Raw genomic sequence first — 18003 nt, forward strand, 5'->3', positions numbered from 1 at the left:
CCTCGTTCATCAGGAACGCATGACTGCCGATCAGGACCCCACGCCACAGGAACTCGTTTCACGCCTGCTCGACCTGCTGGACGTCGCCGACCATGGTGGCGACAGTTTCGAAGGCCGACGCAAGATCGGCGGCATCGGACGCGTTTTTGGCGGCCAGGTGATCGGTCAAGCTCTGGCGAGCGCCGAACGTACGGTAGGCGATGACCGCCCCGTCCATTCGCTACACGCCTATTTTCTGCGCGGCGGCAGCGAGGATCACGTGATCGACTTCAAGGTCGAACGCGACCTCGACGGCGGCAGCTTCTCCAACCGTCGCGTGGTCGCAAGCCAGCTCGGCAAGCCGATCCTCAACATGGTCGCCTCGTTCCACAAGCGCGAGGACGGCGTGCATCATGCCGACGCAATGCCCGAGGTCGCCGGACCGGACGGTCTGCCAAGCGAAAGCGAACTGCGCCGCACGTTTGCCGAGAAGATGTCCGACCGCCAGCGCGCGCTGATGCTCCAGCCCCGCCCGATCGAACTGAGACCGCTCGAACCGCGTCACTGGATGGGCGGCGGGCCACAGCCTGCTCGCGCGCACACCTGGTTTCGCTCGGTCGCAGCGCTTCCTGACGAGCCACGCATCCATCGCGCCGTCCTTGCCTATGCGAGCGACATGACTCTGCTCGGCACATCGACGCTGCCGCACGATCTCAGCTGGGCCAAGGGCAACATGATGGGGGCCAGTCTCGACCATGCCATCTGGTTCCACGACGATTTCCGCGCCGACGATTGGCTGCTTTACGCCTGCGACAGCCCTTGGGCCGGACGCGCGCGCGGTTTCAATCGCGGTCGGATCTATGCGCAGGACGGCAGGCTGGTGGCGAGCGTCGCGCAGGAAGGCCTGATTCGGTCGATTTTGCCCCGCCAGAACAATGGCGGCTGATCAGGGTTTCGGGCAGGTCTCACCGTCAATGCGCGGCTGGGCCACCATCGCGAAGACGACCTTGCCAAGCGCCGATGCGTTGACATTGGTCGAAAGGTCGCGCGCAACACGCTCGAACCGCTGGCAGTTGGCCGGATCCGTCGCCCCGCCGCCATAGCGATTGCCAAGCTTTGTCGAATAGGCGTCGAACGCGCGGGGCTCGCCGGAAAAGAATGCCCGCAGACGCCGGTCGGCCGCCGCGAAGATCGTACGATGAGCGGTCAACATCGCCTCATAGCCCGACGATATGTCGACTCCGACGGCCTTGCAGCGCAGGCTTACCGCCATCATCATCGTTCCGAATTCGTTTAGACGGGCAGCGGTCAGGGTTTCGGCATCAAGGCAACCGCGCGCCTGGACCGGTCCCGACATAATCAGCCCTGCGATTACGGCAAAGGCAGCAAGGCTTCTCACTTGGCCGCAACTTGCGCGCAGGGCACCAGCGGTACCGCCATCAGGGCATCGAACTGACGCACCAATGCCGACTGACGACTATATGTCAGCGCCGCGACCTGTTGCTGGTAGGCGCTGGCTTCGGCGGCTATGGCGTTCATCGGCTGCGGGTCGCGCGATAGCTGGAAGCTGTCGTATACCTTCTGCAGGTTTTCCATGAAGGCCACTGCTGCGGAATTGTTGGCACGGGCCAGATCGAGCACCGGCTTGTAGCGCGTTTCATAAAAGACGTTGCGCTGCTCTGCCGAACAGAACGACACGGGAAGCCCAAGCTCGGGCACTTCGGCCATTGCCGGTCTTGCCGGCAGCGCGAACCCCTGCGACGCCGCCACCTGCAACGTCCCGGCCCCCACTTCCTGCGAGCGTGCAAGTTCTGCCAGAAGCGCTGTATCCGCAGCGGCTTGCGCCACCGTGGCTGCAGGCGCTGGCCGTGATGCCACGGCCACGACCGGCGCGACGGCGACGGCAACGGGGGCAATGCGCTTCGTTACGGGGGCAGGCAGGGGCGCTGGCTCGGGTTGCGGCACTGATACAGGTGCGGCAAGCGCTGCGGCGGGCGACGGTGCCAGAGCTGGCGCCGGAGGAGCGGCCATTGCGACAGCCGGCTGCATCGTCGCTACAGGCTGGGGCTGGGGCTGGACCGTCAGTGTCTGAAGCGGCGGCGACTTGCGCAAGTTGGCAAGCTTGGCCCGTGCCAGGGGACTGAAGGTCCCGGTCGGATATTGTTGCAGGTAGGCTTCGTAAATCGCCGGGTCATCGCTCCCGGCCACCGACTGCCAGAACGCCAGTTCGAACTGCGACCCGACGCCATTGCCGACTTCGGCAGCCGCCGGAACCGCGTTGCTCCAGGCGAGCGACGCGGCAGCGACCATGATCAACCCGCGCGAGCGGTTTGCAAAGCGTCCCAACTGAAGTCCCCTACTTTCGCGAATCTACGCGAAAACCCTTATCCCGCTTAACAGGAAGCACCGGGTGTCCTCAAATTTCCACCACCAAGAATGGTTACCGGGACAGAAGGCACGTGAGGGAGGCAGTCGTTTCAGTTCAAAAGGGCGAGAACTCGTGACTCGTGCTCTCGCCAATCGACACCCTGCGCCTCGAGCCAGTGGTCATCGTAATAGGTCTGGGCATAACGCAGGCCGGAGTCGCACAGGATCGTCACGATCGATCCGCCCTGCCCCGCCACCGCCATCTCCTGGGCCAGTTCAAGGCAGGCATGGATATTGGTTCCGGTCGAGCCGCCAACCGGGCGCCCGATCCGTGCCGCGATCGCGCGCATCGCACCGATCGATGCAGCATCGGGAACGGCGATCATGCGGTCGATCACGTCCGGCAGGAACGAAGGCTCGACACGCGGACGGCCGATACCCTCGATCAGGCAGCATGCGTTCGCAGGTGGTGCGGTCACGCTCCGGTCCTCATGGTGGCGATGGAACACCGAGCCTTCCGGGTCGGCCACGCAGAGCCGCGTCGGATGACGGCCATAGCGGATGAAGCGCCCGAGCGTGGCAGACGTGCCTCCGGTCCCGGCACCGCAGACGAGCCACGCCGGCACAGGATGATCTTCGCGCCCCATCTGCTGGAAGATCGATTGCGCGATGTTGTTGTTACCGCGCCAGTCGGTTGCCCGTTCGGCGTAAGTGAACTGGTCGAGGAACAGCCCGCCCGCCTCCGCCGCCAGCCGCTCGGCCGCAACATACATCTCGGCGGCGCTGTCCACCATGTGCACGTCCCCGCCGTGAAAACGGATGGCATCGATCTTGGGCTGCGATGTGCTGCGTGGGATCACCGCCACGAATTTCAATCCGATGAGCCGCGCGAAATAGGCTTCCGAGACTGCGGTCGAACCGCTCGTTGCATCCACCAGCAGCGTGTCCGGCCCGATCCGGTTGTTGCACAGGCCATAGAGGATCAGCGATCGCGCCAGCCGGTGCTTGAGGCTTCCGGTGGGATGAACGCTCTCGTCCTTGAGATAGAGCGTGATGCCGGGGAACTTCGGCAGCTCCACCCGGATCAGGTGCGTGTCGGCCGAACGGTTAAAGTCCGCCTCGATCCGCCGCACCGCCTCGTCGGTCCACGCGCGCCGCTGGTCGTCCATCATGCCTCTCCTAACCGGAGGGATGATAGAAGTCGTAGACGGTTTGCGCCACTGTTGCACTCACCCCCGGCGCGCGCTGCAGATCCTCGAGGCTCGCGGCACGCACCTTTCCCGCCGTGCCGAAGTGCAGCAGCAGCGCCCGCTTGCGCGCAGGGCCAATGCCTGAAATCTCGTCGAGCGGGCTCGCGGTAATCGCGCGGCTGCGCTTGGCCCGGTGCGCGCCGATGGCGAAGCGGTGCACTTCGTCGCGCATGTTCTGCAGGTGGAACAGCACCGGCGAATTCACGGGAAGCATCTTCTCGCGCCCGTCGGGGAAGTGAAACACCTCGCGCCCCTCGCGCCCGTGATGCGGCCCCTTGGCGATGGCGACCAGTGCCACATCCTCGATCCCGAGTTCGCCCAGCGCCTCCTTGACTGCCGACATCTGCCCCTTCCCACCGTCGATCAGGACGAGGTCGGGCCAGTTGCCGCTCTCACGATCGGGATCATCCTCCTGCGCGCGCCCGAACCGGCGCGTCATCACCTCGCGCATCATCCCGAAATCGTCGTTGGTCTGTGCGGTCTTGATGTTCCACTTGCGGTACTGCGCCTTAACAAAGCCTTCGGGGCCCGACACGATCATGGCGCCCAGTGCATTTGTGCCCTGGATGTGGCTGTTGTCGTAAACCTCGATCCGCTGCGGCACGTCCGGCAGTTCGAGGAACTCGGCGAGTTCGCGCATGACCTTGGCCTTGGTGCCGCTTTCGGCCATGCGCCGCTCGAGCGCCTCGACCGCGTTGCGCTGCGCCTGTTCCATCAGCCGTCGCCGGTCGCCACGCTGGGGAACCGAAATCTCGACCTTGCCACCCGCTGCTTCGCACAGCGCCTCGGAGAGCAGTTCGGCCTCGGCCAGTGCGCGGTCGACGAGAATGAGCCGCGCCGGCGGCACTTCCTCGTAGAACTGCGCAAGGAAGCTGGTCATAACCTCTTCCTCGGCCAGACCTTCGGTATGCGTCGGGAAGAACGCGCGATGGCCCCAGTTCTGCCCGCCGCGAATGAAGAAGGCCTGCACCGCCACCTGCCCGCCCTTGCACGCCATGGCAAAGACATCGGCATTGCCGACGCCATCGGCATTGATCGCCTGGCTGCCCTGGATGAACGTGGCCGCCCGCAACCGGTCGCGCATCATCGCCGCGCGTTCGAAGTCGAGATTTTCGGCCGCCGCCTGCATCTGCGTCTCGATCTCGCGCTGCACCGCGCTCGACTTTCCGCCGAGGAAATCCTTCGCCTGCCGCACCAGTTCGCCGTAGTCTTCCTGGCTGATCCGGTCGACGCATGGGGCCGAGCACCGCTTGATCTGGTACAGCAGACAAGGCCGGTCGCGCCGCGCCATGAAGCCATCATTGCAGCTGCGCAGCAGGAACAGCTTCTGCAGCGCATTGATGGTGGTGTTGACGCTGCCGGCGCTGGCAAAGGGCCCGTAATAATTGCCCTTGGCCTTGCGCGCGCCGCGATGTTTCTGGATGCGCGGGAACGCGTGATCGGCGCGCAGCAGGATGAACGGAAACGACTTATCGTCGCGCAGCAGGACGTTGTAGGGCGGGCGAAAGCGCTTGATCAGCTGCGCTTCGAGCAGCAGCGCCTCGGCTTCGGAATTGGTCGTGACGATCGTCATCGACCGTGTCTGGCTGACCATGCGCCGCAACCGGTTGGTCAGCCGGTCGACTTGCGTATAATTTGCCACCCGGTTCTTGAGCGCCCGTGCCTTTCCCACGTAGAGCACGTCGCCCCGCGCATCGAGCATGCGATAGACGCCCGGCTTGGGCTTGAGCGTCTGCACCGTCTCGCGGATAGCCGCCACGCCCTTCTCGATGTCGGGCTGGTCCGACCCGCGCACGGTGACCGACGCGCGATCCTCGTGGAAGCGCTCGGTATCGCGATCGGGGGGAGAGTCGGGCTTGCGGGCCATGGCGTGACCAGCAGATAGTGCCTGCGGTCCGCCGTGCAATGGCCACGCGGCGCATTTCCCCAGACCTTCCCCGCACCCGAACCCTCATCCTCGCCCCATCCGTATTCTCCCGGGGTATCCGTTTCGGCGGCATTAGCCCGACATGAGGCACTATTCGTGAATGACCGGGAAACCATTTGCCCCCACCGCTCTGCCGACCGGGATCGTCCGCCCCGGGCGCCGCGCCGATGCCCGCGTACGGCTGCACATTCCCGCCCGCCTGATCCTGCTGACCGGCGTCGAACAATGCATGCTCGAAGACCTTTCGGTCACCGGAGCCGCGCTCATTCCGCAGGAAGCGCTGCCGCCGGTCGGCGCTTCAGGCATCCTCCAGTGCGAAGGACTCGAGGTCTTCGGCATGATCCGCTGGGCGCGTTATGGCCGCTGCGGACTGATGTTCGAGGAACGCCTGCCAATGGCAAACGTCATCGCCATGCGTCACCTTGCCGACGCCTTCGAAGAGAACGAACGCGAACGCTTCCGCCAAAGCGCAAAAGCCTGGGTGCAGAGCGGCGCCCGGCACCTTTAAGCCGCATCAGAACTGCTTGCGGAACTCGATCTCGAACACCCGCCCTCGCGGATCGAGATAGCCCGGCTGATAGCGCAGCGGCACTGCGCCGCTGTCGTCAGTCACGCGCTGCTGCGCATCGAAGACATTGTCCACCGAGAACGACAGCCGCGATCCCTTGAGGAAGGGCACAGCCTCGACCAGCTTCGGCTTGCGCCCGAGATCGGCAAAAAGGCGCAAGTTGAAAGTGGCGATCGGCGCGAAACGCAGCGAAGTCGATCCAGGCGCGCCGCTGGCATCGATCCGCGAACCGCCTGTATAGCTGCCGCTCGCGCGCAAGCCGAACCCGCGATAGAATCCGCCGCCCTCCATCTCGAGAGAGTGGCGCGCAACGCCGCTGCTGATCGCATCGCCTTCCAACAGGTTCAGCACCGTTCCGCCCGGCGCGATCTGCACCGATTGCTGGAAGCGCACAGTATGGAAGAGCGAGAGATTCCAGCGCCCGCGCCCGTCCGAATTGAAGCCGCCCGGCCCACCTCGGCCGCCCCCACCTCCACCGGCGCCACCACCGGCGCCCATGCGGGGACCGCGATCACCGCGCGGCGGTCCACCCGCACCAGCCGGGGGCCCGCCCGCGCCGCGCAGGCCTGCCATCGGGCCGCGCTGCATATTGGGGTCAGGCTTTCCGAAGTTGCCCGAAAGGTTGAGCCCGTAGCGCAGGCGCGAACCCTTTTCCTCGGCAAAGGTCACCGCGCTCTGGTCAACCGAGACGATCCGCCCGCTGGCATCGCGCACCACGCGCCCCGGAAACGCGGCCTCGACTTCGGGCGTCAGCAGCGGAAACCCGTTCGACGTGTTGGTCGACCGATTGCGGTAGTATTCGGCGATGAAGGCGGAGTTCTTCAGGAACGGCAGCGTCCAGTTCAGGCCAAACTTCCAGTCGCGCTGGCGCTCCTTGACCAAGTTGGGATTGCCACCGCCGATCACGGTCGCCAGCACCGTCTCGCCCCGCGTGAAATCGAAAAGTGTGACGTTTTGCGTCACGATAGTCGGCCCACCGAGCTGGTTCAGCGTGGGCGCCGCATCAGCGGCCACATAGGTCGCCTGCAACGTGAGCTTCTCGGTAGGCGCAAAGGTCAGGCCGCCGCCCCAGTTATAGAGCGTCCCGAAGTCTGACAGGCGATGAACCTCGGCATTGGCGTTGAGCGAGATGTCGCCCACCCCTGCGCCGAAGCCTTCCTTGCGGCTGGTGATCGGCAGGTCGAGGCTGAACCCTGCCTGCGCATCGCCGCGCTTGAGATTGACGGTTCCCGCAGCCGTGCGCGTATCGCTGCTTTCGATGCCGGAATAATCGAATCCGGCCTTCACCGTCAGCCCGACCTCGCCACCCGGCAGACGCAGCGGTCTGCCACTGATCGTCGCCAGGCTGGAGAGCGAATCCGTCTTTGACAAGGCCCTATCCGCAGCCGTTCCGGAGATGGCAGAGGCTGGCAGGGTTCCGCTTGCGGAAATCGTCCCTGCATCCACCAGCGCCTGCAGGCCGGAAAGGTCCGCACGATTGTCGATCGTGCTGCGCGTCTCGACATGACCGCCATCGGCGGTGACGGCCAGAAACCAGTCACCCAAAGGCTTGTTCAGAGCCGCGCCCGCCTGAAGCGTGGTCGTCCGGCGACGCGTGGTGATGGGTTGGGGATCGAGCGTGGTGCGCGTGTATGCGTTCCCTGCAGCATCGCTCAGGGTTACGGTGTTGAGACCATTGAGCGTACGGGAATCATCGCGCTGCACCAGTACGTTGGCGCTCAGCCCGGCACCGCCGCCAAGCGCGCGCGCCAGCGTGGCATTGAGCTGGGCGGACTTGGCATCGCCGATCAGCGTGCGATAATCGGCCGCCGCCGGATCGTCCGCCACGCGCGTTCCTGCAAGCGACTGGACAATCCCGCGCTCGCCCTCGGTGAGCGGACTGGTATCGGTCAGCTTGCCCGTCACATTGATGCGGTTGCCATTGTCGATCCGCGCCAGCGTGAATTCCTGCTCCCATTCCGAAAACCCGCCGCCACTTGGCAGGCGCAGTTCGCTGTCCGAGCCGAAACTGCTGAAATTGTCCTTCAGGATGAAGTTCACAACGCGCTGATCGGGACGATAGCCGTACTTGAGCGCCACTTCCTCGGGCAGTACCTCGACGCGGCGGATCGCCTCGGGCGGAAGCCCGCGCATTTCGCGGAAGCCCGAAATGCGCATGCCGTTGAGCAGCACGATCGGCGCGCCGTCGCCCCGCCCTCGCCCCGATGATGTCTGGGGAGACAGCGCGCTCAACAGATCCTGGATCGATCCGGCACCGTACGAGGCGATCGCCTCTTCATCGAGCACCGCGATCGGGGCCTGCGTCGTATCGACCTGCCCCTTGATCCTTGTCGCGATCACAAGGATCTGGCCCGGTTCGGCAAAGATCGGGTCCTCGTCCTCGCTGGCGGGCACATCCTGCGTGGCATCGTCGGTGCCGGTGGTCACGTCCTGCGCCATCGCCGGGTTGAGGGCCGCGAGGCAGAAGGAAATCGCGCCAAGTGAGGCGACAATCGGGAATTTCACTATGCAAACCCTTGATAGGCGGCGCGCCGCCGGCCGTATGGCCCGATCAACGCAATGCTCTGTAAACGCAAAGGGTGGCCATGCGGTCCCATGCGGGCAATGCTCATATCGTATCATTTTGTCGCATTGCAGCATGCTGAATGCCTGCATATGCCCCGAATCCGCCCCCTCTTCCCTTTTTGGGTTTTCGCGGCTATGGGCGCGTCGCGCGGGCCCGTAAGCGGTGCTTCGCGCGCAAACGCAAAGACCAGCAAGAAGGCTTCCGACCCCGCCGATGGCGAAAGAAGAACTCCTCGAGATGCGCGGGATGGTGGTGGAACTCCTGCCCAACGCAATGTTCCGCGTGCGCCTCGAAAACGACCATGAGATCCTCGGCCACACCGCCGGCAAGATGCGCAAGAACCGCATCCGCGTGCTGGTTGGCGACGAAGTCCTGGTCGAACTGACGCCCTACGACCTGACAAAGGGGCGTATCACCTATCGCTTCATGCCCGGTCGCGGCGGCCCCGGCCCGTCCTGATGGGGTCAGGCTCCCTTCCGGATTCAGCCTCAACTCCGTCCGCCCCCACGCCCGAACTGGTATTGGCCTCGGCCAGCCCGAGGCGGCTTGAACTGCTCGGCCGCCTTGGCATCGCGCCTGTCCGCATTGTCGCAACCGACATCGACGAAAACCCGTTGAAGGGTGAGCGCGCACGGGATCACGCCGTCCGACTCGCAGCCGAAAAGGCGCGCGCCGCAGCAGTCCTCGCCCCCGGCACCGTCATTCTTGCGGGCGACACGGTCGTCGGCACGGGTGCTCGCATCCTGCCCAAGGCTGAAGACGAAGCCACCGCGCGCCTCTGCCTGTCGCTGCTTTCGGGCCGCCGCCACCGCGTCTACTCCGCAGTCGCGGTCATCACGCCTGACGGTCGGTTGCGCGAAGCATGCTCGGAAACCATCCTGCGCTTCAAACGCCTTTCCAGCGAGGAAGTTGACGCCTACATCTCGGGCGGCGAGTGGCACGGCAAGGCTGGCGGCTACGCCATCCAGGGCAGTGCCGAAGGCTTCTGCAACTGGCTTTCCGGCAGTCATTCAGGAGTCATCGGCTTGCCCTTGTTCGAAACGCGCCGCCTCCTGATCGCGGCGGGCCTCGATGTCCGCTGAGTGGCTTTATGAAGCCGGTATCGGCGAGGAACGGGCAATCCTCGTTTCGCGCGGCCAGATCCTTTCCGCCCGCATCGAATGGGGCGCGGCGGTTCGCCCCGGACTGATCACCCCGGCTCGTCTCGTCAAACGCCATCATGATGCAAAGCGTGGCACGGTCCGCCTCGAAGATGGCACCGAAGCCCTGATCGACCAGCTTCCGCGCGACGCTACCGAAGGCGTCACGCTCACCGTCCGCATCACCCGCGCTGCCATCGCCGAACGCGGCCGCACCAAGCTCCCCGTCGCCCGGCCTGCCCCTGGCGAAGCGCCCCGCCCCGCGCCATCCTTGCGCGAAGAGATCGAAGCCACCGGCGCCCGCCTGCGCGCCCTGCCCGTCACCAGCAACGAATTCGCGCAGCACGGATGGGATGAACTCGTCGAACACGCGCTGACCGGCGAAATTCCCTTTCCCGGCGGCTCGATCATCGTCAGCCCCACGCCCGCGATGACGCTGATCGACATCGACGGCGCGCTGCCGCCGCTCAAGCTTTCGCTCGCCGCCGTGCCGGTCATTGCGGATGCGCTGCACCGGCTCGATATCGGCGGCTCGATCGGCATCGATTTCCCGTCGCTGGCCGACAAGAAGGACCGCCAGCACGTCGACAAGGCGCTGGCGGACGCGCTGATCGACTGGACGGGCGAGCGCACCGCGATGAACGGCTTCGGTTTCGTCCATCTCGTCGCGCGGCTCGAACGCGCGTCGCTCGTCGCGCGCTTCGCCCGGCACCGCGCCGCCGCCGCCGCGCGGATCCTGCTGCGTGAGGCCGAGCGCGTGGCCGAACCCGGCGTGCTCCTGCTCACCGGCCATCCGCAGGTGCTCGACGCGCTCGCGCCCGAATGGGAAGCCGAACTCGCGCGCCGCACCGGCCGGACGGTTCGCCGCAAGCCCGATCCGGCGCTTGCCCTTTCCGGCGGATTCGCGCAGGCGATTGCCGCATGACGACAGATGCCACCCGCCCCGTCCGGCGCTGCCCGATCTGCGGCAAGCCGCGTTCCGAAGCGCATACGCCCTTCTGCTCGACCCGCTGCCGCGACCGCGATCTGGTGAAATGGCTGGACGAAGGCTACGCCCTTCCTGGCCGCCCCGTGGAAGTCGATCCCGAGGATTGAGGCCCCCGCATTTCGACGGCAAATTTCCTGCAATGGGGGCTTGCCAACCTCTCCCCGCTTCGCCATAGGCGCGCTTCCAATCGAAGCGGTCCCTTTTTCAAGCGGTCCGTCATGCGATGCCCGGGTAGCTCAGTTGGTAGAGCAGCGGATTGAAAATCCGCGTGTCGGCGGTTCGAATCCGTCCCCGGGCACCATTGGCCTGTTCGCCAAACCCCGCCAAAGCTTGAAAAACCCCGGAAATCTGCCACTTTTAGCGTCGGCTTTACCGCTGATGTTTGCCTTTGTTCGAGCGCAGCCGGGGGATTTTGGGGGCCATCTTGGGGGCCAATTCGAATTGCTCGAAAGGCGTGGGCCCCCAAATGGCACTGACAGACACCACAATCCGCAATGCAAGCCCCTAGCGAAGCCCTACAAGCTGACCGACGAAAAGCGCCTGTTCCTGCTGGTCCAGCCATCGGGCGGCTAACCCTGCAGTGTAAGGCCAAATCTTCCGCCGCGATCTCAAGCCGGAAATGCTGCTGGAAGTCGAGAGAGCATTGCGAGGGTATTTTGCTCAGGCAAACGAGGAGCATTCGGCAGCTGTGATACGAGACCAAGCGAACATTATTTTTTCAGAGCTAATGCGCCAATAGCTTCGAAACTTGGGCACGTGCATTGCGACTGCAAGGGTCCGCTCAAGCATAGTGCCGTTGAAAATATCACGCACTTCGCCAGCGCTGCGAGACAAGGAAAGATGCGGCCCGGCGCTTTCGCAAAAAACTCGGACGAAGCGAGGTAGTGGCTGAACAGTATTCAAATCTTTTTCGAACTGCTGTCGGCTTTCGACCAGACCCAGTCTTTTGTCGCATGGTCGAGTTACAGCCAGTTTTGCCGTAAGAAGCCGCTTGATAGCCGCCGATTGGTCGGATTAGCCAACGCACGGTTTCAAGTGGAATGTGGGTTTTAGTGTTCGATGGGGAAGGGATGATTGTTATAGCGTTTCCGGGCAAGGCTAGCACCTTGCTCTGGCGCCACGAACAACGACGATCTAATGCACCCCACCTTCTTACTCCAAAATTGGGCCTAATTCATGGATCCGATGGCAAGCCGACTGCGGATTCTGGAGCGATTGCGGCGACAGGAGATGTCGCGCACGGAATTGGCACAGACGATCGGTCTGGGGCAGGCGACGGTGTCGGGTATCGTGAAAGAACTCGTCGCTTACGGCTTGTTGCGTGAAAGCAAGGTGCCCGGTGACAAGCGCGGTCGCCCGCGTGTTGCCTTGTCGCAGAACCCGGGCGCGCTGCTCGTCGCGGGGGTTTTTGTGCAATCGGGGGGCACAGTCGATCTGCGAATAAGCGATATGGCCGGCACGATCCTTGCGCAGGTCATGATGGTCTCCCCAGCCCCTGCCACGATGCGCGACATTGTCGAGACGATCGCCATGGCGTTTGACACCGCCATGCAGCAGGTGTCGGGCGACAATCCTTTGGCCGGACGGCCTACGGCCATCGGGGTCAGCCTTCCCGCCATGATCGATGCCGCCAAAGGGCAGGTTCACTGGTTGCCGCCACACCCGCCATGCGTGGAACCTGTGGCACAATGGTTGACCGACAGGATCGGAATTCCGGCATTCATTGATAACGTGGGCAACATCAACGCCTTGGCCGAACGCTGGTTCGGCAACGAAGCGTTCGATGACAATCTCTGCGTGGTGGTGGTGGGGACCAGCGTGGCCTTGGGCCAGTTCGTAGGCGGGGCAATCTACCGCGGCGCTCACAGCATCAACGCGGAAATCGGGCATACGAAGACCGGGATCAATGCACAGGCGCCTTGTCCTTGCGGTGCACACGGCTGTCTTTGGCTGGTCGCCGGCCTGTCTGGAATGGCGTCTCGTGCCATCGCCTTGGGGTTGTGGGACGGTGATCCGATCTACCGACACGCGGCGTGCATGGCGCAACTGAGCAAGTTGGCTGCAGATGGCAACGATCAGGCCAGGCTCTTGCTGGCCGAGGCGGGGACGGCACTGGGCATTGCCTTGGCTAATCATATCGGGTCGTGGGATCCATCGAGACTGCTCATTCTGGCGCAGGACGACTACTGGACGCAGGATGTCTTGCCCGGCGTGCTGACAACGATTCAGAACAATTTGCCTTTGCCCGCGCGTGACATAACCGTCATCGACGCGCGCCGCGGCGATCCTGACTTGCAAATCCTGGGTACATTGGCGCTGGCGCTGGATCATATCTTCCGTGCGCCCGATCTCGGGATTTTGCTGCCTCGTTGAAAAAAGGCCTGCATTAAATTTTTCGACCGTCGAAATAAAAATTGACGAACGATCCACGTGGCTGCATGACGCGGCCATCGCCGGTGGGAGGATCGTGGCCCGCGTCAGTGTGTGCGGCCTTCTGTCATTATATAACGACTGAACTTTGCCGGTATCTGCGCGCGGGAGCGGGCATGTGCCGAGGCGCTGTCCAGCAAAACGCATTTTATATTCTAGACCGTGACGCGAACGCAGGATTCGCGAAAAAGGGAGGGAAACATGCTAGTAAAGATTGCACTGCTTGCGTCCATAAGTGGCGCTGCGTTAGCCACGCCGGCGCTTGCCCAGCAGGCCACTGCGGAAAACATTGCGACTGACGGAAGTGGCGAGATCATCGTTACCGCGCAGAAGCGCGCGGAAAGCATTCAGAAGGTGCCTATCTCGATCACTGCCGTTTCGGGTGAGCAGATCGCCTCGCGCCAGATCTACGATCCTGCCCAGCTGCAGTACGTCGCTCCCTCGCTTTCCACGACGAGCTTTAACGGCGCAGTCGGGGCCACCAACTTCTCGGTCCGCGGTATCGGCACGCTGTCGTTTGCGGACACGATCGAGCCCACCGTTTCGACCGTCATCGACGACGTCGTGATGGGCCGCCCGCAGCTCGGCGTGGCCAACTTCTTCGACATTTCCAGCGTCGAGGTGCTCAACGGTCCGCAGGGCATGCTGTTCGGCAAGAACGCCTCGGCCGGTCTCGTTCACATCAAGACCACCCAGCCCAAGCTCGACACATTCGAAGCGATCGGACACGCAAGCTACGGTTCGGTGAATTCCGACAAGCGTGGTTCGGAATGGATCGCGCAGTCGACGGTGAACATTCCGATCGCACAGACCGCCGCGCTACGCGTCAACGCGTTCTACACCGATCACTCGCCGATCATCCAGAACAAGCTTTCGGTCCCCGGTTCCGACTATGGTCAGGAACAGTACGGCGTGAAGGCGAAGCTGCGCTGGAACCCCGGCAGCAACTTCGACATCGTGATCGCGGGTGACTATACCAAGTCGAACGGCAACCTGACCGGCAGCACGACCGACCGCGTGCTCGACCCGAACAGCCCCTTTGGCGGACTGAATGCCGCGCTGGGCATCGTGGCTGGTCCTGACAATACCTATCTTGCCTCGAACGGTATCACCAACACGCATTATTCCGTTGGTGGCGTGCAGGCGAACGCGACCTATACGTTCGACAACGACATGTCGCTGACCAACATCGCGGCGTGGCGCTCGTTCAAGATGACCAACCAGTTCGACGTCGACAATCACCAGATCAACATTGCCGACTTCAACCTGCAGCACGCGAACTACAAGCAGTTCACCAACGAGCTGCGCCTGTCTTCGCCCAGCAACGCCACGCTCGAATATCAGCTTGGCCTGTACTACTACCACGCCACCGCGCGCGGTGATGCCCAGATCCTCGGCAACCTCGGCTTCGGCCCGCCGCCGCCGCCGTTCAAGGCCTGGATCGGCCTCGCCCAGGCAACCAAGCTTATCAGCGACAGCTATGCAGCGTTCGGCCAGGCGACGTATCACGTCACCGATGCTGCACGCATCGTGCTGGGTGGACGCGTGACGCGTGACGAACTCGACTATCGCCGCGATGCCGATCCCAACGGCACGATCATCAGCCTCGTTGGCCCCGTGCCGACCACGGTGGTCAATACTGCCGAGAAGACCAACTTCTCGTATCGCGTGATCGGGCAGTACGACATCGCCTCGAACGTGATGTTCTATGCCTCCTACTCGCGCGGCTACAAGGGACCGGGGTTCAACGGCGATTCCACGCTGATCCAGCCTGAAATCCCGCAGAGCTTCGAAGCCGGCATCAAGTTCAAGTCGCTCGACCGCAAGGTCACCTTCAATCTTGCCGCCTACACCGAGAAGTTCTCGAACTTCCAGGCACAGGGTTTCGACGTTGCTGCGCAGCAGTTCCGCGTGGTCAATGCCGGCAGCCTCAAGTCGGACGGCTTTGAAGCGCAACTGGCGCTGAACCCGATGGACGGCCTGAACCTGACGGCCAACTTCAACTACGCCAACTCGCGCTACGGCAGCTACGTCAACGACCAGTGCTATCCGGGCCAGGTTGCCAAGTGCAACCCCGCCACCGGTATCGCGGATTCGAGCGGCAATGCACTGCCCAACTCGCCCAAGATCACCGCAACGCTGGGCATGGACTACCGCCGCGAAATCTCCGAGGGTCTTGAAATCAAGACCTCGGCGAACATGTACTATCGCGACAAGGTCAACTTCAGCTCGAACGGCGATCCGCGCCGCGTGCAGCCTTCCTATACCCTGTTCGACCTATCGGCCGGTCTGGGCGCTTCGGATGGCCGCTGGGGCCTGACCGCGTTCTGCCGCAACTGCGGTGACAAGCGCTTCGTCAGCTACATCGAAGTCAACCCGGCACTTCCGGGTACGCCTTCCTACGGTCAGCAGTTCGGCATTCAGGCCTTCCGCACCGTCGGTGTCGCCTTGGATTTCCGGTTCCAGTAAAATTCCGACCCATTGGGGCAGGCAGCACCTGCCCCAATGGTTTTATCTGGAAAATACATCGAAATTCAGAACTTTGTCCGCAAAGTAGAGCGGAATTACGTTTGTCGGTTCGCCAACAGTGCTGGTTTCATTATCCTGAGCGAGCCGACATGACACACCCGATGGCCGGCGTGACGCAATGCACCGCGCAAACGTTGGCGTAAGCGACGTCGCATGCACTTGAAAACCGGCCGGTGCGCCCCGCTATTTGAGGGACCGGCACTACGTCATCTTGCGGGTCGGTCTGCATTTTGAGGCTGTATGCCGGTTCATATTATCTGCCGTTGACCTTCCAAATCGAACGGGGAAGCAACCTCATGGCCTTGCATCTTAAATTCGTCAGTTCCATGTTTCGCCGTGCCGCCATCGTGGTCTGGCTGACTGCAAGCGCACTTGTGTCCAGTCCGGTCGGAGCGCGGGCTGAACGCCAGGTTGCGCCAACCGTGCAGGTCACCGGCGGAACACTGGTCGGCGCACGGTCGCAGGGCGTCGAGACCTTCCTCGGCATCCCCTATGCGGCCGCGCCCATCGGCGAAAACCGCTGGATGTCACCGCAACCTGTGCAGCCATGGTCCGGCGCGCGCGACGCAAGTCATTTTGGCGCCAGTTGCTGGCAACCTGTTGAGCCCAAGGGGTTCGGCCCTTGGACTCACGAGTATGTCGTCCAGGGCAAGGTCAGCGAAGACTGTCTATTCCTGAACGTTTGGCGCCCGGTCAAGCGTCCGGCCGGCAAGCTGCCGGTGCTCGTGTGGATCCACGGCGGCGCCTTCATGAGCGGTTCGGGTTCGGTGCCGATTTACGACGGACGCCATCTGGCGCAACGCGGCGTGGTGGTGGTAACGATCAACTATCGTCTCGGAGTTCTGGGGTTCCTGGCACATCCGGAATTGACGCATGCGACGGCTGGTGGACCTCCTGGAAATTTCGGCCTTCAGGACCAAATCGCCGCCCTGAAATGGGTTCAGGCCAATATCACGGCTCTTGGCGGTGATCCTGATCGGGTTACGATTGCAGGTCAGTCGGCAGGGGCGATGTCGGTGCATTCACTGGTCGCTTCACCGCTGGCCCATGACCTGTTTGTCGGCGCCATTGCCCAAAGCGGACTGCCAACCGGGCTTATGGCCGCCAAATCGCTGACCAGCGCGCAAGCGGATGGTGCAGCCTATGCTAAGGCACATGGCGCCGGATCGCTGGCGGCCTTGCGCGCGCTCAGTCCCGAGCAACTCAACGCGGGCGAAGGAGGCATGCTGCGCTTTGGGCCAATCGTCGACGGTGTGCTGCTGCCTGCGGATGTATCCGCGATGATTGCTGAAGGAAGGTTCAATGACGTCCCGATGCTTGTAGGGCAGAACGCGGACGACGGTGTCAATCTCGCTCCCAAGCCACCTGCAACGCAGGCATTTTATGACAGCTATGTAAAAGACACGTTCGGAACGATGGGAGATCAATTCTCCACACTTTACCCGTCAGGCAGTGCCGAGGCACGCGCCCAAGCCATCCGTGCGATCCGCCTTGACCGGGGTTTGGCCTCAATCTGGCAATGGAGCGAAGGGAAGCTGAGGAACGGTCATGCCCCGGTGTGGTCCTATCTGTTCAATCATATCGAGCCCGGCCCTGAATCGGCGCGCTGGGGGGTCTTTCACTCCTCAGAGATACCTTATGTATTCGGGACATTGGACGCTTCGCCCGAGAGAGGCTTCACTCAGAAAGATCGCACTGTTTCACTCGAAATATCTAGCTACTGGCTCAATTTCGTACGCAGCGGCAATCCAAACGGCGCCACCCTTCCGGCATGGCCTCGCCTGAATCGGCAAACGCCGCAGATGCTGAACATAGGTGATAGAACACAGAGCCAGCCCCTGCTTCCCGCACCGCGTTTCAAGGCATATCGCGACTACCTTGAGCAAGGCGGTATCGTCTCGATGTTCTGAAATCAGTAAACGCCTCAGGCCGCTTTGCTGCCTTGAAATGATGGTTACATCCGGCATAATCGCAATGAATTTACGGGGTTTTGACACCCGCGCTGAATGCTTGGAGTGATGACTTCTGAGCTTGCCGCCGTTTTGTTACGGTTTGGGTTCGTGAGCGAGTGTGGTTTTTCTGTTGAGCCCTTGCTAACGGTCTTCAAAAGCCGCTGGCCGGTATGGTGATCTGCGGACCAGATCTAGATCTCTTCGGCGGGCTGTAGCGCCCTAAGTCTTGAGCTGGCTTTCTGATCCAGGTCGGGCACCATCGCTAGCTCCCGATTACCCACATTTTGCACTCTCCCCAACTGCGCTCT

The 18003-nt window shown here is 62.9% G+C and carries 14 protein-coding genes and 1 tRNA gene; 10 read left to right on the forward strand and 5 right to left on the reverse strand.

Annotated elements, in window-relative coordinates; all coding sequences use genetic code 11:
* The first annotated feature begins 19 nt into the window (after positions 1-19).
* The gene (locus AC2A04_RS04795) at positions 20-925 is read left to right on the forward strand and encodes an acyl-CoA thioesterase (protein ID WP_484211170.1); all 906 of its coding nucleotides are present in this window, start codon (positions 20-22) and stop codon (positions 923-925) included.
* Here the strand turns inward: AC2A04_RS04795 and AC2A04_RS04800 are convergent, their stop codons facing one another.
* The 4 genes from AC2A04_RS04800 to uvrC all read right to left on the reverse strand — a co-directional run bounded on the left by AC2A04_RS04800 (position 926) and on the right by uvrC (position 5463).
* On the reverse strand, positions 926-1336 hold the full coding sequence (locus AC2A04_RS04800; RefSeq protein WP_484211171.1) for a hypothetical protein: 411 nt from the start codon (positions 1334-1336) through the stop codon (positions 926-928).
* 38 nt (positions 1337-1374) lie between these two features.
* Positions 1375-2325: a hypothetical protein gene (locus AC2A04_RS04805; protein WP_484211172.1), complete on the reverse strand. Its 951-nt coding sequence runs from the start codon at positions 2323-2325 to the stop codon at positions 1375-1377.
* A 131-nt stretch (positions 2326-2456) separates the two neighbouring features.
* On the reverse strand, positions 2457-3515 hold the full coding sequence (locus AC2A04_RS04810; RefSeq protein ID WP_484211173.1) for a PLP-dependent cysteine synthase family protein: 1059 nt from the start codon (positions 3513-3515) through the stop codon (positions 2457-2459).
* A 10-nt stretch (positions 3516-3525) separates the two neighbouring features.
* Entirely contained in the window at positions 3526-5463 is a 1938-nt protein-coding gene (gene uvrC / locus AC2A04_RS04815) for an excinuclease ABC subunit UvrC (protein ID WP_484211174.1), read from the reverse strand.
* Positions 5464-5623: 160 nt separating this feature from the next.
* Between uvrC and AC2A04_RS04820 the strand changes: the two genes are divergently transcribed.
* Entirely contained in the window at positions 5624-6031 is a 408-nt protein-coding gene (locus AC2A04_RS04820) for a PilZ domain-containing protein (RefSeq protein ID WP_484211175.1), read from the forward strand.
* Between the two features lie 6 nt (positions 6032-6037).
* Here the strand turns inward: AC2A04_RS04820 and AC2A04_RS04825 are convergent, their stop codons facing one another.
* The gene (locus AC2A04_RS04825; RefSeq protein ID WP_484211176.1) at positions 6038-8596 is read right to left on the reverse strand and encodes a porin family protein; all 2559 of its coding nucleotides are present in this window, start codon (positions 8594-8596) and stop codon (positions 6038-6040) included.
* Between the two features lie 274 nt (positions 8597-8870).
* Here AC2A04_RS04825 and infA point away from each other — a divergent pair, with 274 nt between their 5' ends.
* The 8 genes from infA to AC2A04_RS04865 all read left to right on the forward strand — a co-directional run bounded on the left by infA (position 8871) and on the right by AC2A04_RS04865 (position 17653).
* On the forward strand, positions 8871-9116 hold the full coding sequence (gene infA, locus AC2A04_RS04830; protein WP_264415920.1) for a translation initiation factor IF-1: 246 nt from the start codon (positions 8871-8873) through the stop codon (positions 9114-9116).
* Positions 9116-9739 (forward strand): Maf family protein, encoded by a 624-nt coding sequence (locus tag AC2A04_RS04835; protein WP_484211177.1) that lies wholly within the window; start codon positions 9116-9118, stop codon positions 9737-9739. The genes infA and AC2A04_RS04835 overlap by 1 nt, the downstream gene beginning before the upstream one ends.
* Positions 9729-10721 carry a ribonuclease E/G gene (locus tag AC2A04_RS04840; protein ID WP_484211178.1) on the forward strand — a complete coding sequence of 331 codons (993 nt, stop codon included), beginning with the start codon at positions 9729-9731 and terminating at the stop codon, positions 10719-10721. The genes AC2A04_RS04835 and AC2A04_RS04840 overlap by 11 nt, the downstream gene beginning before the upstream one ends.
* Positions 10718-10891 carry a DNA gyrase inhibitor YacG gene (gene yacG / locus AC2A04_RS04845; RefSeq protein ID WP_484211179.1) on the forward strand — a complete coding sequence of 58 codons (174 nt, stop codon included), beginning with the start codon at positions 10718-10720 and terminating at the stop codon, positions 10889-10891. The genes AC2A04_RS04840 and yacG overlap by 4 nt, the downstream gene beginning before the upstream one ends.
* Before the next feature lie 118 nt (positions 10892-11009).
* Positions 11010-11085, forward strand: a tRNA-Phe gene (locus AC2A04_RS04850).
* 875 nt (positions 11086-11960) lie between these two features.
* The gene (locus AC2A04_RS04855; RefSeq protein WP_484211180.1) at positions 11961-13157 is read left to right on the forward strand and encodes an ROK family transcriptional regulator; all 1197 of its coding nucleotides are present in this window, start codon (positions 11961-11963) and stop codon (positions 13155-13157) included.
* 258 nt (positions 13158-13415) lie between these two features.
* On the forward strand, positions 13416-15683 hold the full coding sequence (locus AC2A04_RS04860; protein WP_484211181.1) for a TonB-dependent receptor: 2268 nt from the start codon (positions 13416-13418) through the stop codon (positions 15681-15683).
* A 323-nt stretch (positions 15684-16006) separates the two neighbouring features.
* Positions 16007-17653 (forward strand): carboxylesterase/lipase family protein, encoded by a 1647-nt coding sequence (locus AC2A04_RS04865; RefSeq protein WP_484211182.1) that lies wholly within the window; start codon positions 16007-16009, stop codon positions 17651-17653.
* The last annotated feature ends 350 nt before the right edge of the window (positions 17654-18003 follow it).

The sequence above is a fragment of the Novosphingobium sp. HNCC26DJ243 genome (assembly GCF_057180545.1).

What these genes read in the sequence shown, in the direction of transcription:
- AC2A04_RS04840 (WP_484211178.1), top strand. Translation starts at nt 9,729, where the DNA reads ATGTCCGCTGAGTGGCTTTATGAAGCCGGTATCGGCGAGGAACGGGCA.
- yacG (WP_484211179.1), top strand. Translation starts at nt 10,718, where the DNA reads ATGACGACAGATGCCACCCGCCCCGTCCGGCGCTGCCCGATCTGCGGC.
- AC2A04_RS04835 (WP_484211177.1), top strand. Translation starts at nt 9,116, where the DNA reads ATGGGGTCAGGCTCCCTTCCGGATTCAGCCTCAACTCCGTCCGCCCCC.
- AC2A04_RS04795 (WP_484211170.1), top strand. Translation starts at nt 20, where the DNA reads ATGACTGCCGATCAGGACCCCACGCCACAGGAACTCGTTTCACGCCTG.
- AC2A04_RS04820 (WP_484211175.1), top strand. Translation starts at nt 5,624, where the DNA reads ATGACCGGGAAACCATTTGCCCCCACCGCTCTGCCGACCGGGATCGTC.
- AC2A04_RS04855 (WP_484211180.1), top strand. Translation starts at nt 11,961, where the DNA reads ATGGATCCGATGGCAAGCCGACTGCGGATTCTGGAGCGATTGCGGCGA.
- infA (WP_264415920.1), top strand. Translation starts at nt 8,871, where the DNA reads ATGGCGAAAGAAGAACTCCTCGAGATGCGCGGGATGGTGGTGGAACTC.
- AC2A04_RS04860 (WP_484211181.1), top strand. Translation starts at nt 13,416, where the DNA reads ATGCTAGTAAAGATTGCACTGCTTGCGTCCATAAGTGGCGCTGCGTTA.
- AC2A04_RS04800 (WP_484211171.1), bottom strand. Translation starts at nt 1,336, where the DNA reads ATGTCGGGACCGGTCCAGGCGCGCGGTTGCCTTGATGCCGAAACCCTG.
- AC2A04_RS04810 (WP_484211173.1), bottom strand. Translation starts at nt 3,515, where the DNA reads ATGGACGACCAGCGGCGCGCGTGGACCGACGAGGCGGTGCGGCGGATC.
- uvrC (WP_484211174.1), bottom strand. Translation starts at nt 5,463, where the DNA reads ATGGCCCGCAAGCCCGACTCTCCCCCCGATCGCGATACCGAGCGCTTC.